At 66.7% G+C, this 15,499-nt stretch carries 17 protein-coding genes and 1 pseudogene; 11 read left to right on the top strand and 7 right to left on the bottom strand.

The window, feature by feature from the left end:
* The coding region (locus ACQKJZ_RS13305) for a putative PEP-binding protein (protein ID WP_427731493.1) at positions 1–1,616 on the top strand (1,616 nt) is incomplete at its 5' end.
* A 66-nt stretch (positions 1,617–1,682) separates the two neighbouring features.
* Here the strand turns inward: ACQKJZ_RS13305 and ACQKJZ_RS13300 are convergent.
* The gene (locus ACQKJZ_RS13300; protein ID WP_312489374.1) at positions 1,683–3,032 is read right to left on the bottom strand and encodes a methyl-accepting chemotaxis protein; all 1,350 of its coding nucleotides are present in this window, start codon (positions 3,030–3,032) and stop codon (positions 1,683–1,685) included.
* 148 nt (positions 3,033–3,180) lie between these two features.
* Between ACQKJZ_RS13300 and ACQKJZ_RS13295 the strand changes: the two genes are divergently transcribed.
* On the top strand, positions 3,181–3,606 hold the full coding sequence (locus ACQKJZ_RS13295) for a hypothetical protein (protein WP_427731492.1): 426 nt from the start codon (positions 3,181–3,183) through the stop codon (positions 3,604–3,606).
* Positions 3,607–3,663: 57 nt separating this feature from the next.
* On the opposite strand, the gene ACQKJZ_RS13290 is transcribed toward ACQKJZ_RS13295, so the two are convergent.
* Both ACQKJZ_RS13290 and ACQKJZ_RS13285 read right to left on the bottom strand, forming a co-directional pair.
* Positions 3,664–3,924 carry an SWIB/MDM2 domain-containing protein gene (locus ACQKJZ_RS13290; protein ID WP_007405135.1) on the bottom strand — a complete coding sequence of 87 codons (261 nt, stop codon included), beginning with the start codon at positions 3,922–3,924 and terminating at the stop codon, positions 3,664–3,666.
* A gap of 56 nt (positions 3,925–3,980) precedes the next feature.
* The gene (locus ACQKJZ_RS13285) at positions 3,981–4,184 is read right to left on the bottom strand and encodes a DUF2945 domain-containing protein (RefSeq protein WP_183952827.1); all 204 of its coding nucleotides are present in this window, start codon (positions 4,182–4,184) and stop codon (positions 3,981–3,983) included.
* Positions 4,185–4,291: 107 nt separating this feature from the next.
* Here ACQKJZ_RS13285 and ACQKJZ_RS13280 point away from each other — a divergent pair, with 107 nt between their 5' ends.
* From ACQKJZ_RS13280 to ACQKJZ_RS13240, 9 genes are all read left to right on the top strand, one after another.
* Positions 4,292–5,404, top strand: coding sequence for an S-(hydroxymethyl)glutathione dehydrogenase/class III alcohol dehydrogenase (locus tag ACQKJZ_RS13280; protein ID WP_427731491.1), 1,113 nt, complete (start codon positions 4,292–4,294; stop codon positions 5,402–5,404).
* Positions 5,404–5,790 carry a VOC family protein gene (locus ACQKJZ_RS13275; RefSeq protein ID WP_427731490.1) on the top strand — a complete coding sequence of 129 codons (387 nt, stop codon included), beginning with the start codon at positions 5,404–5,406 and terminating at the stop codon, positions 5,788–5,790. Before ACQKJZ_RS13280 ends, ACQKJZ_RS13275 begins: the two co-directional genes overlap by 1 nt.
* Positions 5,790–6,185, top strand: coding sequence for a VOC family protein (locus ACQKJZ_RS13270; RefSeq protein WP_427731489.1), 396 nt, complete (start codon positions 5,790–5,792; stop codon positions 6,183–6,185). Before ACQKJZ_RS13275 ends, ACQKJZ_RS13270 begins: the two co-directional genes overlap by 1 nt.
* Positions 6,182–7,042: a formyltetrahydrofolate deformylase gene (gene purU, locus ACQKJZ_RS13265; protein ID WP_427731488.1), complete on the top strand. Its 861-nt coding sequence runs from the start codon at positions 6,182–6,184 to the stop codon at positions 7,040–7,042. Before ACQKJZ_RS13270 ends, purU begins: the two co-directional genes overlap by 4 nt.
* A complete protein-coding gene (gene fghA / locus ACQKJZ_RS13260) occupies positions 7,039–7,881 on the top strand; it encodes an S-formylglutathione hydrolase (protein WP_427731487.1) in 843 nt (280 codons plus the stop codon). The genes purU and fghA overlap by 4 nt, the downstream gene beginning before the upstream one ends.
* A gap of 210 nt (positions 7,882–8,091) precedes the next feature.
* Positions 8,092–8,718 (top strand): GTP cyclohydrolase I FolE, encoded by a 627-nt coding sequence (folE, locus tag ACQKJZ_RS13255; RefSeq protein WP_312489381.1) that lies wholly within the window; start codon positions 8,092–8,094, stop codon positions 8,716–8,718.
* Positions 8,715–9,461 (top strand): SDR family oxidoreductase, encoded by a 747-nt coding sequence (locus ACQKJZ_RS13250; RefSeq protein ID WP_427731486.1) that lies wholly within the window; start codon positions 8,715–8,717, stop codon positions 9,459–9,461. The genes folE and ACQKJZ_RS13250 overlap by 4 nt, the downstream gene beginning before the upstream one ends.
* Complete coding sequence (locus ACQKJZ_RS13245) at positions 9,458–9,811, top strand: dihydroneopterin aldolase (RefSeq protein ID WP_427731485.1); 354 nt, start codon at positions 9,458–9,460, stop codon at positions 9,809–9,811. Before ACQKJZ_RS13250 ends, ACQKJZ_RS13245 begins: the two co-directional genes overlap by 4 nt.
* 174 nt (positions 9,812–9,985) lie before the next feature.
* Entirely contained in the window at positions 9,986–11,434 is a 1,449-nt protein-coding gene (locus tag ACQKJZ_RS13240; protein WP_427731484.1) for a porin, read from the top strand.
* A gap of 3 nt (positions 11,435–11,437) precedes the next feature.
* On the opposite strand, the gene ACQKJZ_RS13235 is transcribed toward ACQKJZ_RS13240, so the two are convergent.
* From ACQKJZ_RS13235 to ACQKJZ_RS13220, 4 genes and pseudogenes are all read right to left on the bottom strand, one after another.
* Complete coding sequence (locus ACQKJZ_RS13235; protein WP_427731483.1) at positions 11,438–12,247, bottom strand: hypothetical protein; 810 nt, start codon at positions 12,245–12,247, stop codon at positions 11,438–11,440.
* 117 nt (positions 12,248–12,364) lie between these two features.
* Complete coding sequence (gene leuA, locus ACQKJZ_RS13230) at positions 12,365–14,023, bottom strand: 2-isopropylmalate synthase (protein ID WP_427731482.1); 1,659 nt, start codon at positions 14,021–14,023, stop codon at positions 12,365–12,367.
* Between the two features lie 326 nt (positions 14,024–14,349).
* Positions 14,350–14,955, bottom strand: coding sequence for a YceI family protein (locus tag ACQKJZ_RS13225; RefSeq protein WP_427731481.1), 606 nt, complete (start codon positions 14,953–14,955; stop codon positions 14,350–14,352).
* 315 nt (positions 14,956–15,270) lie between these two features.
* A pseudogene (locus ACQKJZ_RS13220) lies at positions 15,271–15,499 on the bottom strand (ketol-acid reductoisomerase); the annotation flags it as partial.

Genomic DNA, 15,499 nt, shown 5'->3' with positions numbered 1-15,499 from the left:
AGACCCGCTCGGGCAAGCGCACCGCCAAGGCGGCGCTGAAGATCGCGGTCGACATGGCCAATGAGGGCCTGATCACCCGCGAGGAAGCGATTGCGCGGGTCGATCCGGCGGCGCTCGACCAGCTGCTCCATCCGACGCTCGATCCCAGCGCCAAGCGTGACGTGCTGACCAAGGGCCTGCCCGCGTCGCCCGGTGCCGCGTCGGGCAAGGTGGTGTTCGACGCCGATGCCGCCGAGCGCGCGGCGGCGGCGGGCGAGGCGGTGATCCTCGTCCGTGTCGAAACCAGCCCCGAGGACATTCACGGCATGCACGCGGCCAAGGGCATCCTGACCGCGCGCGGCGGCATGACCAGCCATGCGGCGGTCGTCGCACGCGGCATGGGGCGTCCTTGCGTCTCGGGCGCAGGCTCGCTGTCGATCGACAACAAGGCCAAGCTGCTGCGCGTCGGGGCCCGTGAGGTTCGCGAGGGCGACATCCTGACGCTCGATGGGTCGACCGGCGAGGTGATGGTCGGCGCGGTCGCCACCGTGCAGCCCGAGCTGGCGGGTGATTTCGGCACGCTAATGGAATGGGCCGATCAGGTCCGCCGCCTGAAGGTCCGGGCGAACGCCGAAACCCCGCTTGACTGCCAGACCGCGCGCGATTTCGGCGCGGAGGGTGTCGGGCTTTGCCGCACCGAGCATATGTTCTTCGACGCCGCGCGGATCACGGCGGTGCGCCAGATGATCCTGGCCTCGGACGAAGCGGGCCGCCGTGCCGCGCTCGCCAAGCTGCTGCCCGAACAGCGCGCCGACTTCACCGCGATCTTCGAGGTGATGGCGGGCCTGCCGGTGACGGTGCGTCTGCTCGACCCGCCGCTGCACGAGTTCCTGCCGCAGCAGGAGGCCGAATTCGCCGAGGTCGCGACGGCGGCGGGCGTCGACGTCGATACGCTCAAGCGCCGGGCGAACGAACTCCATGAGTTCAACCCGATGCTCGGCCATCGCGGCTGCCGCCTGGGCGTGACGTATCCTGAGATTTACGAAATCCAGGCACGCGCGATCTTCGAGGCGGCGCTGGACGTCGCGGAGAAGTCGGGCGAAGCGCCGATCCCCGAGGTCATGATCCCGCTGGTCGCCACGCGCCGCGAGCTGGAGCTGATGAAGGCGGTGGTCGACAAGGCGGCGCAAGCTGTGTTCGCCGAGCGTGGCAAGACGGTCGAATATCTGGTCGGCACCATGATCGAGCTGCCGCGCGCCGCGCTGAAGGCGGGTGCGATCGCCGAGGTGGGCGAGTTCTTCTCGTTCGGCACCAACGACCTGACCCAGACCACGCTGGGCGTCAGCCGCGACGATGCGGCGCGCTTCCTGGGCGCCTATGTCGAGAAGGGCATCTACGCCAAGGATCCGTTCGTCAGCCTGGACGTCGAGGGCGTGGGCGAACTGGTCAGCCTGGCCGCCGAGCGCGGCCGGGCGACGCGGCCCGGTATCAAGCTGGGCATTTGCGGCGAGCATGGCGGCGATCCGGCGTCGATCGCCTTCTGCGAGTCGGTCGGATTGGATTACGTCTCGGCCAGCCCCTACCGCGTGCCGATTGCGCGGCTGGCGGCGGCGCAGGCCGCGCTCAAGACGAAGTAACGGGGAAGGGGGCCACCCGCGATCGGGCGGCCCCTTTGTCCTCACGGGTCACTATCCGCGATGGCCTCAGGCGGCGATGCGCCGTGCCGGTGTCCAGTCGTCGGTGATCGTCGCGGCATGGCCCGCGCCGTGGTCGAACCGGCCGACCGTCTCGGCCATGCCGTTCGCCTCCAGTGCCAGCTGGCGCGCGGCGGCCGTGGTCTCCTCGACCATGGCGGCATTTTGTTGGGTCATCGAATCCATGTCGCCGATCGCCAGATTGATCTGCGAAAAGCCCGTCGCCTGTTGCTGGGCCGAACCGGCGATGTCGGCGATCAGGCCGCTCATCTCCCGGACCTGCGCGGCGATCCGGTCGAGCGCGGAGCCGGCGGCATGGACATGCTCGACGCCCGCGCGCACCTGATCCGCCGAGGCGCCGATCCGGCTCTTCACATCCTTGGCGGCATCGGCCGAGCGTTGGGCGAGCGCGCGGACCTCGCTGGCGACGACGGCGAAGCCCTTTCCGGCATCGCCCGCGCGCGCGGCCTCCACCCCGGCATTGAGCGCCAGGAGGTTGGTCTGGAAGGCGATGCCGTCGATCACCGCAATGATGTCGGAGATTTCGTTCGAGGTCCGCTCGATGCCGCCCATGGCGTCGATCGCGCGCTGCACCACCACGCCGCTCTCGGCGGCGTTGGTCTGGGCCGAGGCGGCGACGTCGGCCGCCTTGGCGCCGCTGACCGCCGATTGCTGCGCCGTAACGTTGATCTGTTGCACGGCGGCGGCCGTTTCCTCGATCGAGGCGGCCTGCTGTTCGGTGCGCATCGACAGGTCGTCGGCGGCATGGCGAATCTCGGCCGCGCCGTTGCGCACGCGCTGCGAGGCGGCGTCGATCTCGCGCATCGAGTTCTGCAGCATGGCGGCGGTGTCGTTGAAGCTGGCGCGCAACGGCTCGTAATCGCTGCGGAAGGGCGTTTCGATGCGATAGGTCAGGTCGCCGCCCGCGACCTTGCGCAATCCGTCACGCAGCGAATCCACGACCTGGCTCGTTTCATCGAGTTGCTGGGTGATGACGAGCAGATCGTCGGGCCGCTCGACCGGGTGCGGGATCAGCATGACGATGCAGCGCCGCGCCTCGCCGTTCGGACGCATGTTCAACCATTCGAAACGTGCGAAGCCGTCGCGCAGCGCCTGTTGCGCCCGTTCGGGGACATGATCTTCGGCGCGGCGACCGTCCCCCTGGATGGGGGCGGAAAAACGCGAAGGGCTATGACCGAGAATCTCGGACCGGGGGCGTTCGTAGATGGTTTCGGCGGCGGCATTGCACGCGACATATTGCCCGCCCGACATCAGGAGAATGGCATCGGGCGACCGGTCGAAGAGCGCACGCGCCACGCGCGTGTCGAGGTCCGCGACATCTCGCTTAAACCAGTTCATTGGTGCAAATCCCTAGCAAATCTGACCGCTCGATAGCGTTCGAAACTTAAGATAGGTTTATGGGGGCCGGACGGGACGGCGTAGGACTTTCCCGGCGGCGCGGCGAGGGATAAGCCGCCATCCTTCAATCCCATGGGGGCGATCGTCGATGCGTCGTGTTTGTGTTTCGTTGTTCGTCCTGGGTGCGCTGGCCGGATGTCAGCCGTCATCGCCCGATGATCGGGTGGCCCAGGCGGAGCGGCAGGAACGATCGCGCCAGGAAAAGGCCGCGCGCGAGATGGTGGCGCAAACCGAGGATCAGGTCCGCGTCAAGATGCTGGAGCAGCGCGTGACCGCCCTGGAGGCGCAGATCGCCACGATGCAGGGCGACCGCAAATTGCTGGACGCGCAACTGGTCGAGCAGCGGCTGAACCAGATCGAGGCGCAAAAATCGGGTGCGGAATCGTCCGTGCCGGCGCCGACGGCGACACCCGCTGCACCGGGAGGGCAGGCGGGCAAGGCTCTGGCCCAGCAAACGCCGCGTCCGTCGCCGACCTCCGCCGCGCGCAAACCGTTGGTCCTCGACCTGCGATAGCGCGCGAACGGGTGGAGGCCGCATCCCGGCACCGGGCCTGGGATGCGGCGGGAAGGCTTACTTCTTCAGGTGTGCCGAGATGAACTTGTTCATCTCGAACATGGTGCACTTGTCCTTGCCGAACACCTTCTTCAGCTTGTCGTCGGCCAGGATTTCCCGCTTGTTTTCCGGGTTCTGCAGGTTGTTGGCCTTGATATAGTCCCACACCTTGCTGATGACCTGGCTGCGCGGCAGCTTCTCGTTGCCGACGATCGCGCCCAGTTCCTCGGACGGCTGGACCGGGGCGTGGATGCCGGTGCCCGTGGTTGCGGTGGCCATGTTATTCCTTCCTATAATCCTTCAGCGTCCCGGCCCGATGGCGGGACGCGCGTGAATCACGCTTTCTTCAGCGCGTCCGCCTTGTGCGCCGCCTTTCCGCCGTTGTCACTCTCTACAATGTATTGCGGCTCGTCCTTCGACGCGCGCACGGTATGGCCCTTAATCTGGGTATCGCTGGTCTGCTTCTTCACGACCTTGCCCTCGGCGGTGCCGCCATGGCTGTTCCACTCGACGTGATCGCCCTTCTTGAACTCGGTCATCGTCACTCTCCTGAGGTTTGGTCGCCATCAATCCGCCGGGGCGTTCGTTGGTTGCAACGCCCGGCCCGGCGGGGCATCAGGGCGGCCATCCAAGGAGACAGGAACCCATGAAGACCCGCGCCGCCGTCGCCTTCGAGGCCAAGAAGCCGCTCGAAATCGTCGAACTCGATCTGGAAGGCCCCAAGGCGGGCGAGGTCCTGGTCGAGATCATGGCGACCGGCATCTGCCATACCGACGCCTATACGCTCGACGGGTTCGACAGCGAGGGGATCTTCCCCAGCGTGCTGGGTCATGAAGGCTGCGGCATCGTGCGCGAGGTAGGCGCGGGCGTGACGTCCGTGGTGCCGGGCGATCACGTCATCCCGCTCTACACCCCAGAATGCCGCCAGTGTAAGTCGTGCCTGTCGGGCAAGACCAACCTGTGCACCGCGATCCGCGCCACCCAGGGCAAGGGGCTGATGCCCGACGGCACGACCCGCTTCAGCTATAAGGGCCGGCCGATCTTCCATTATATGGGCTGCTCGACCTTCTCGAACTTCACGGTCCTGCCCGAAATTGCGGTCGCCAAGATCCGCGAGGACGCGCCGTTCGATACCAGCTGCTATATCGGCTGCGGCGTGACGACGGGCGTGGGCGCGGTGGTCAACACCGCCAAGGTCCAGCCGGGCGAGAATATCGTCGTCTTCGGGCTGGGCGGCATCGGCCTGAACGTCATTCAGGGCGCCAAGCTGGCGGGCGCGGGCCGGATCATCGGTGTCGACATCAACCCCGACCGCGAGGAATGGGGCCGCCGCTTCGGCATGACCCACTTCCTCAATTCCAAGGGGCTGAGCCGCGAGGAGACAATCGCCAAGGTACTGGAACTCACCGATGGCGGCGCGGACTATAGCTTCGACGCGACGGGTAATACCGAGGTGATGCGCACCGCGCTGGAATCCTGCCACCGGGGCTGGGGCACCAGCATCATCATCGGCGTGGCCGAGGCGGGCAAGGAAATCAGCACGCGCCCCTTCCAGCTGGTGACGGGTCGTAACTGGCGCGGCACCGCGTTCGGCGGCGCGCGTGGTCGGACCGACACGCCCAAGATCGTCGACTGGTATATGAACGGCAAGATCGAGATCGACCCGATGATCACCCACCGCCTGACGCTGGAGGAGATCAACAAGGGCTTCGACCTGATGCATGCGGGCGAGAGCATCCGCAGCGTTGTGATCTTCTGATGTTCAGCCATGTCATGTTGGGGGCCGACGACATCGCGGCGGCCAAGCGTTTCTATGACGCGATCCTGGGCGTGCTGGGCGCGCCCGAGGGTGTCGTCGATCCGCTCGGGCGGCTGGTCTATAGCCACAAAGGCGCGCGCTTCCTAATCTCCAAGCCGATCGATGGCGAGCCCGCCACTCACGCCAATGGTGCGACGCTGGGCTTTGCGATGGACTCGCCCGAGCAGGCCGATGCCTGGTATGCCGCCGGGCTGGCGCATGGCGGCACCGCGATCGAGGACCCACCGGGCATCCGCAACGTGCCCGTCGGCAAGGTCTATCTGGCGTATTTGCGCGATCCGACTGGCAACAAGCTGTGCGCACGGCATCTGGTGGAGGCAGTCTGATGTATACGCATATCATGGTCGGATCGAACGACATCGCGCGGTCCAAGGCGTTCTACGACGCGCTTTTCGGCGCGCTGGGCGGCGAGCCGGGGATGCAGATGGGCGACCGTCTGCTCTACCGGCACAATGGCGCGGCCTTCATGGTCACCCGCCCGATCGACGGACAGGCCGCGACCTTCGCCAATGGCGGGACCATCGGATTAGGCGCGGCCGATCCGGCGCAGCTCGACGCCGCGCATGCGGCGGGCGTGGCGCATGGCGGCACCGCGATCGAAGCGCCGGTGGGTGAGCGGCAGACGCCGATGGGGCCGGCCTATCTCGGCTATCTGCGCGACCCGGACGGCAACAAGCTGTGCCTCGGCTGTCGCCTGACCGCGCCCGCTTCCGGGGCGTGAGCGGCGACTATATCCTGACGCTGGCGTGCCAGGACCGGGTCGGCATCGTCGCCGCCGTGTCCGGCGCGCTGGCGGGGATCGACGGGTTCATCCTCGACAGCCAGCAATATGCCGATCTGGAGACGGGGCGCTTCTTCCTGCGCATCGTCTTCACCGGGCAGGGAAATCGTTTTCCCGCCTCGGTCGAGGGGGTGCGCGTGGCGCTGGCGGAACCTGCGGCGCGGTTCGGGTTCGACTGGCATGTCGCCCCCGCCACCGAGCGGCCCCGGATGCTGATCGCGGTGTCGAAGGGCTCGCATTGCCTCAACGACCTGCTCCATCGCTGGCGGACCAACACGCTGCCGGTCGAGATCGTCGGGGTCGTGTCCAACCATGACAGCTTGCGTCCGCTGGTGGAGTGGCATGGCCTGCCCTGGCATCACCTGCCGGTCGACAACCGCAATCGCGCCGAACAGGAAACGGCGATGCTCGACCTGATGGAGAGCACGCGCGCTGATTATCTCGTCCTCGCCCGCTATATGCAGGTGTTGGGCGAGCGGCTGGTCGCCGCGCTGCCGGGGCGGTGCATCAACATCCATCACAGCTTCCTGCCCGGCTTCAAGGGCGCGCAGCCCTATCACCGGGCGCATGCGCGCGGGGTGAAGCTGATCGGCGCGACCGCGCATTTCGTGACGGCGGACCTCGACGAAGGGCCAATCATCGAACAGGCGGTCGAGCGGGTCGATCACCGCGCCAGCGTCGACGACCTGATCCGTATCGGCCGCGATATCGAGGCGCAGGTGCTGGCCCGCGCCGTCGTCTGGGTGGGTGAGCGGCGGGTCTTCCTCAATGACAACCGGACGGTGGTGTTCCGATGACGATCGAGACGATGTCGACTTCCAAGGCGCATGGCGGCGTGCAGGGCGTCTATGCGCATGACAGCGCGGCGACCGGCACGCGCATGACCTTCTCGGTCTTCGTGCCCGAGCATGACGAGGGCGAGAAGCTGCCCGTCCTCTGGTATCTGTCGGGCCTGACCTGCACCCATGCCAATGTGACGGACAAGGGCGAGTTCCGCGCCCCTTGCGCCGAGCACAGGGTGATCTTCATCGCCCCCGACACCTCGCCGCGTGGCGAGGCCGTGGCGAACGACGATGCCTATGACATGGGGCAGGGCGCTGGCTTCTATGTCGATGCGACGCAAGAACCTTGGACACCGCACTTCCAGATGCGCAGCTATATCGAGTACGAATTGCCCGCGCTGATCGCCGAGCATTTCCCCATGGCCGACATGGATGCGCAAGCGATCACCGGCCATTCGATGGGCGGGCACGGTGCACTGACCATCGGCCTGCGCAACCCGGATCGGTTCCGCAGCGTGTCGGCCTTCGCCCCCATCGTCGCGCCATCTCAAGTGCCGTGGGGTGAAAAGGCGCTGGGCGGTTATCTGGGGCAGGACACCGCGGCTTGGCGACAGGCGGACGCCGTCGCGCTGATCGAGGACGGTGCGCGCGTGCCCGACCTGCTGGTCGATCAGGGCGATGCCGACCAGTTCCTGACCGAACAACTCCGCCCCCAATTGCTGGCCGAGGCGTGCGAGAAGGCGGGGATCGCGCTGACGCTTCGGATGCAGCCGGGCTACGATCACAGCTATAATTTCATCTCCACCTTCATGGCCGACCATGTCGCCTGGGCGGCGGAGCGACTGCGGCGATAAATCCCCGCCTGCTGAGCCAAGCATCCCTCCCTCCGTTCTGCCTGAGCGAAGTCGAAGGCCAAGGGAATATGCCCAGGTTCAGGCGGTGTAGCGTGGCCTTCGACTTCGCTCAGGCTGAACGGATTTGTGTGACATGGGTTAAGGGGATGCGAGTTTTGCACCCCGGCAATCGATACGCTATCGCACCGGCTTTGACGTGAAGGACGATTTATGAGCTGCGCGCATGGCGACCCGGAGGATGGCGACCTGATTGGGGAGGACGGCAAGATCGCCGTGCCCGATCATGTCGCCGACGCGATCCGCACGCTCATCGCCTGGGCCGGCGACGATCCCACGCGCGAAGGGTTGATCGACACCCCCAAACGCGTCGCGCGGGCGTGGCGCGAATATTGCGCCGGCTATGGCGACGACCCTGCCGTCCACCTGTCGCGCGTGTTCGAGGAGGTCGGCGGCTATGACGAGATCGTGCTGTTGAAGGACATCCCCTTCCAGTCGCATTGCGAGCATCACATGGCCCCGATCGTCGGCCGCGCGCATATCGCCTATCTGCCGCGCAACCATGTCGTCGGCATCTCGAAGCTGGCCCGTGTCCTCCACGGTTTCGCGCGCCGGTTGCAGGTGCAGGAGCGGCTGACCGCCGAGGTCGCCGACTGTATCTGGGATAATCTCAAGCCGCTGGGCGTCGCGGTGGTGATCGAGGCGACGCATGGCTGCATGACCTCGCGCGGGGTGCGCACGCCGGGCGTGTCGATGGTGACCAGCCGGATGATGGGCGTGTTCCGCGACGACGATCGCAGCCGCAAGGAAGTCCTGTCGCTGATGGGCATGGCCGGATGATCCGCCGCACCGTGCTGGTGACCGGCGCGGCCAAAAGGCTGGGCGCGAGCATCGCCCGGCGGCTGGCGGCGGACGGGCATCGGCCGGTGATCCATTATAACGGCTCAGCCGAGGATGCGGCGGCGCTGGCGGCGGAGCTGGATGCGCCGATGGTGCAGGGCGACCTGTCCGACCTGGGCGACAGCGATGCGCTGTTCACGCGCGCCTGTACAGCGGCAGGAGGACCGATCGACGGGCTGGTCAACTCTGCCTCGGCGTTCGAGTTCGACCGGCCGCCGCAAACGGATGCGGACCTGATGGCGAAGCTCTACGCCATCAACGCCGCCGCGCCCGTTTTGCTCGCCTCCGCGCTCGCACGGCAGGATGATGTGGCGGACGGGGCGGTGGTCGACATCCTCGACCAGAAGCTCGCCAATCCGAACCCCGATTTCTTCGCCTATAGCTGCGCCAAGTTCGCGCTGGCGGGGGCGAATATGATGCTGGGGCAAGGGCTGGGGCCGCGTATCGCGGTGAATGCGGTTGCGCCCGGCCTGACCCTGCAAAGCGGCGACCAGTCGGATGAGGAGTTCGCTGCGGCATCGGTCAAGAACCTGCTGCGCCGCCCGATCGGCGCGGCGGCGGTGGCGGAGGCGGTGTCTTTCCTGATGACCGCCCGAGGCATCAGGGGGCAGACGCTGTACGTCGATTGCGGGCAGCGCTTCTGCCGCCGTGACGGCGATGTGATGTTCGAGGGGCGGGAATGAGCGCGACCTATACGATATTGCTCGACGATCTGCGCCTGACGATGCGCCTCGGCATCCACCCCCACGAAGCCGAACCACAGTCGATCAGCCTGTCGGTCGCGATGACCGTCACCTATCCCGCCGCCCCCCGCGCCGACCGGATCGACGAGGTGCTGGATTACGATTTCCTGCGCGACGGCATATTGGCGATGGCGCAAGGACCCGGCTTCGCGCTCCAGGAAAGTCTGTGCGAGGCGGTGGCGGCCCTGTGCCTCTCCGATCCGCGCGTGGAGATGGTGACGGTCCGGTCGATGAAGACCGGCATCTATCCCGACGCGCGGGTCGGATGCGAGATCCGCCGCGCGCGCTAGGGTCAATCGACATGTATGCCCGGATGTCGATCCGGCCCAGCAGGAATCGGTATTCCTCTCACATGAAGGCCGTTCAGCGCTGTCATCGAATTATCATCGGACTGTCATCAATCTGTTGCGAACCGGGCGGGGGCTGGCCTAAGCCGCCGCAAACAGGGCGGAACCAGCATGGTGATGAAGTCGAGACCCCATCGCGCCCGTTACGGGCTGGCGGCCATTATCGCATTGGCGATCTGCCCCATCCCGGCCAACGCGCAGACGGTGCAGGAGCTGCAACGCCAGATCGATGAGCTGAAAGCGCAGATCAAGGCGCTGACCGATGCGCAAAAGGGAACCGTCACCGTCGCGGCACCCGCGATCCCGCCCGCCGCACCGGCCGCGCCTGCAGCCCCGCCGCAACTGGCGGCGACCACGCCCCCGGCCAGCGCCCCGGCACCGCGCGTCGCCGTCGCCAAGCCTCCATCCGCCCGTGCACCCTGGTATGAACGGTTCCGCCTGCGCGGCTATACGCAGCTGCGCTACAATGCCGTGCTGGATGAGGATGGCCCGCCGTCCGACACCGGATCGCGGCTGCGCTCGGTGCATGACAGTTCGATCAACGAGGATGGCGGCTTCCTGCTGCGCCGCGTCCGGCTGGTGCTCCAGGGCGACATCACCGATCGGCTGCAACTCTATTTCCAGCACGACTTCGGCACGGCGGTGAACAATCAGTCGAGTGCGGAGCGGCGCGAGAATTTCGGCCAGCTGCGCGACGTCTATGTCGACTGGTTCCTCGATCCCGAGCGCCGCCTCCGGCTGCGCTTCGGCCAGTCCAAGGTGCCGTTCGGATGGGAGAATCTGCAATCCTCGTCCAACCGCGTGCCGTTCGACCGCTCCGACGCGATGAACAGCGGCGTGCCGGGCGAGCGCGATGTCGGGATGAACCTCTATTACACGCCCGACCGCGTCCAGGCGATCTGGGACCGGCTGACCAAGGCCAAGCAGAAGCTGTTCGGCAATTATGGCGCGTTCGGGCTGTCGGTCTATAACGGGCAGGGGACGAACCGCACCGAGCGCAACCCGACGGTGATGAAGGTCGCGATGGCGACCTGGCCGATCGAACTCGATGGTCTGGGACCGCTGTTCCGGGGGCAGGTGCTGGAGGTCGGGGGATCGGCGCTGTTCAACCGTTTCCGCCCCGAACTGCGCAGCGGCGGCGTCAGCATGCAGAGCTATCGCGACGAACGCGTCGGTTTCCACGCCATCCTCTATCCGCAGCCCTTCGGCATCCAGACCGAATGGACCAGCGGTTATGGCCCGCAGTTCGACAGCGATCTGCGCATGGTGCGATCGTCGCCGCTGGGCGGCGGTTATGTCCAGCTGATGGGCAATCTGGGCCGGACCCCGGTCGGCCGCGCCATCCCCTATGTCCGCTGGCAACGCTATCGCGGCGGGTGGAAGGCCAATGCCGACGCACCCCGGCTGGAAACCGACGAATGGGAGGCCGGCGTCGAGCTGCAACTGGTCGAGGCGCTGGAGCTGACGCTCGCCTATGCGCGGATGGAACGGCGTGAGGCGGATTCGCGGCGGACCGGCCGCGCGACCGGTGACCTGATCCGCACCCAGCTGCAATTCACCTATTGAGGATCAGCCGCCGCCCCTGGTGGTGAAGTCAATGCGGATGCGCACCCATTCGCCGACCATTTCCTTGCCGCCGATGCGCGGCGCGCGGACGCGGAATTGCCACGCCGCCTCGCGCATCGAGCGGGCGAGGCCCGAACCGGCGGGGGACTCGCCCAGGATCTGGCAATTCTCAACCCGGTAATCGGTTATGGTCCGGCATGCAATCAAAGCCCAACTGCCCGGCGGCGGCGGGTTGCGCAAATAGCCGCGTAGTTCGGCATCGCTGGGCGGGCGCGGATACCATTGCGCGTTGTATAGGCGCTTGCCGCCCGGGCCCTCGCCGGGACCATAGGCCGAGGCGCTGTCCTCGCCGCGATCGTCGCCATCGCTCGACCCGACGCCCTTACCTGACCCCTTGGGCAGGGCAGCGATGTCGCCCGCCGCGAACAGGGACTTGTCGCCCCATTGCCAGGCCGGGGTGGGCGTCGTCTCCGCCGGCTTTTCGGTCGGGGGCGTGGGGGTGTCGGGCTGCTTCTGGATCACCGGCGCCTTCGACCCGCCGGCGGCGGCGGGCTTGCGCGTGACGGTGCGTGTCCTGGGCACCGGCGCGCCGGCATCCTCGGTCGAGGGGGAGACCGAGAAGGTGCTGAGCGAGGGGGATTTATCCTGCTCGATCAGCTTGGGCGCCAGATGGAGCAACAGCCAGGCGAGCAGCAGATGCGCCAGGATCGTCAGTGTCAGCGAGGCGCCGCGCTCGCGCACCCTGTCGCGGTATCGCTCGGGTACGAGGTTCCAGAGCGACGGTCGGGGTGATGCGGGGGTGTCGACGCTCATGATGGCGACACCCCCGCGTCAGACCTTCGGTCTGCCACTGCCCTTATCGGGGGACGAAAAGACGACGCTCCGATGGCCGGCATGGCGCGTCGTCTTAGCCGAGAAGGACAGGGCGCATCACGCCCGGTTGGCGGCGGACAGCACCGCGCGGACGCTGGCGGTGGCGATGTCGGTGTCCAGGCCGACGCCGAACACCACCCGGCCATCGGGGGTGCGCGCTTCGACATAGGCGGCGGCCTGTGCGTCCGCGCCGTGGCCGATGGCGTGTTCGTTATAGTCGATGACTTCCAGGTTCGGCCCCGTGGTGTCGGCGAGCGCCGCGATCACGCTGGAGATCAGGCCGTTGCCGCGGCCCGAGATCGAGCGTTCCTCGCCGTCCACCTGCACGCGGCCGATAAAGGTCCGCTGGCCGGTCGAGCCGCTTTCCTCATAGTCGCGCAGCACGAAGCGGTCGCCCTCGCGCGGCAGGTAGGTGGCCTCGAACCCCGCCCAGATATCGGCGGCGTTGAGTTCGCGGCTGGTGGCGTCGGCCAGTGCCTGGACATGGCGGCTGAAATCGGCCTGGAGCCGCTTGGGCAGCTTCAAGCCCTTGTCCTGCTCGATCACCCAGGCGACGCCGCCCTTGCCCGATTGCGAATTGACGCGGATGACGGCTTCGTAAGAACGGCCGAGATCGGCGGGGTCGATGGGGAGGTAGGGCACTTCCCACAGATCGTCGTTGCGCGCCGCTTGGGCTGCAAAGCCCTTCTTGATCGCGTCTTGATGGCTGCCCGAAAAGGCGGTGAAGACCAGATCGCCCGCATAGGGGGTGCGCGGATGGACGGGCAGGTTGGTGCAGTAATTGACCGTGTTCACGACCTCGTCGATGTCCGACAGGTCGAGCTTGGGATCGACGCCTTGGGTGTACATGTTGAGTGCCACGGTCACGAGGTCGCAATTGCCGGTGCGCTCGCCATTGCCGAGCAGACAGCCCTCGACCCGATCGGCACCCGCCATCACGCCCAGTTCGGCCGCGGCGACGCCGGTGCCCCGGTCGTTATGCGTGTGGAGCGAGATGACCACCGAATCGCGGTTCGGGATGTTGCGGCCGAACCATTCGATCTGGTCGGCATAGACATTGGGCGTCGCGCATTCGACCGTGGCGGGCAGGTTCAGGATCAGCGGATGGTCGGGCGTCGGCTTCAGCACGTCCATGACGGCGGCGCAGACCTCGACCGAGAAATCCAGCTCGGCGGTCGAGAAGGTCTCGGGGCTGTATTCGAAGAACCAGTCGGTGTTCGGCCGCTTGGCCGCCTCGTCGCGCAGGATCTTGGCGCCCTCGACGGCGATCTGGCGGACCTCGTCGCGGGTCATGCCGAACACGATCTTGCGCCAGGCCGGGCTGACCGCGTTATAGAGATGGACGATCGCGGTGCGCGCGCCCTCCAGGCTCTCGAAGCTGCGTTCGATCAGGTCGCGGCGCGACTGGGTGAGGACCTGGATCGTCACGTCGTCGGGGATGCGCTCGTCGCGGATCAGGCCCGAGATGAAGTCGAACTCGGTCGCGCCCGCGCTGGGGAAGCCGACCTCGATCTCCTTCAGGCCGACCTTGACCAAGAGGTCGAACATCCGCGTCTTCTTTTCCGCGTCCATCGGATCGATCAGCGCCTGGTTGCCGTCGCGCAGATCGGTCGACAGCCAGCGCGGCGCCTTCGTGATCGTGCGGTTCGGCCATTGCCGGTCGGGCAGGGCGATGGTGGGGAAGGGGCGGTACTTGGTCGAGGGATCGCGCAGCATGATCGGGTCTTCCAACAGTCTCGGCCGCGTCAGGCCAGGGGCGCAGCGGGGATAGGCTTATCGGTTCATCCAGCCCTTAGGGAAGTCGCGCATGGCCACGCCGATCCTCCCCTAAGGGCGGATAAGTCGAAGCGACAGGAGCGGCAGCGCGGGGATCATGATGTACGGGTTCATGCCGCGTCGGGGCGGGCTTGTCCATATCGCGGATGGACCGGTCGCACGGTTTGTTGCGCGGTGACGGATTTTTGAGCCGGTCGATTATAAAAAACAAAAGGCGGGGCCGTAATGACGACCCCGCCTTTCGCGAATGGGAGACGAGCGCGAGTTTACTGCGCGGTGAAGGCGGCGTTGATCGTCAGGTCGACCTCGTCACCCACTACCGGAGTGTAGGCGCCGACGCCGAAGTCCGAACGCTTGATCTTGCCCGTCGCGCGGAAGCCGACGTTCAGCTTCTTCGACATCGGGTTGGTGCCCGCGCCGAAGAAGGTGGCGTTCAGCGTCACCGGCTTGGTCTGGTCCTTGATGGTCAGGTTGCCGGTAATGACCGCCTTGGTGCCCATGACCTTGACGCCGGTCGAGACGAAGCGCGCGGTCGGATAGGTGGCCGCGTCGAAGAAATCCTTGGACTTCAGATGCTCGGCGAACTTGGCGCTGGTGACCGACAGTTCGTCGATCTTGAAGGTCACGTCGACCTTGGCGGTCTGCGGCCGGGCCGGATCGAGGGTCAGTGTGCCCCCGGATGCGCCGAACTGCCCCTCGAGCATCGAGAAGCCCATATGGTTCAGCGACCAGGTGACCTGGGTATGGGCGGTATCGACGGCATAGGTGCCGGCGACGACGCGCGAGGCCACGGGTGCGCCCGGCTGGGTCTGAGCGATGGCGGCGGGCGTGGCGAGGACGAGCGCCAGGGCGGCGGGGACGGCGAAACGCATGCGTGGGTACTCCCTGTTGGACTGGGGCCGTTGTGGGCCGTGCGGTGAACGCACGTCAAAGGCCAAGGTCGCAACGATGCGTTTCCGCGTTGGGGTGGGGAGGTGGTCTCTGCGAGGCCCCTTTCCCTCCCCCATCCCCTCCCGCCTGCGGGAGGGGAGCGTTATTGGGCCGCCGTTACGCATAACCGCGACCTGTCAAAGCGCTGCTAAGTCAGCTTGCGTGCTTGCCGCAGCCACAAGCACGCCCCTCCCGCAGGCGGGAGGGGATGGGGGAGGGCCCGGTGTCTCACCGAGCCCACCCCCCAGACGAACAAATCAGTTCTTCGCCTTGTCCACCAGCTTGTTCGCGCCGATCCACGGCATCATCGCGCGCAGTTCGCTGCCGACCTGCTCGATCGGGTGGCGCTTGGCGGCGATGCGGCTGGCCTTCAGTTCGGGCTGGCCGGCGCGGTTGTCGAGGACGAAGTCCTTCACGAAGCGGCCCGACTGGATGTCGGCCAGGACGCGCTTCATTTCCTTCTTGGTCTCGTCGGTGATGATGCGC

It is taken from the genome of Sphingomonas sp. NPDC019816, assembly GCF_050274375.1.
Taxonomy (GTDB): domain Bacteria; phylum Pseudomonadota; class Alphaproteobacteria; order Sphingomonadales; family Sphingomonadaceae; genus Sphingomonas.
This window is presented reverse-complemented; position numbering and strand designations above follow the sequence as displayed.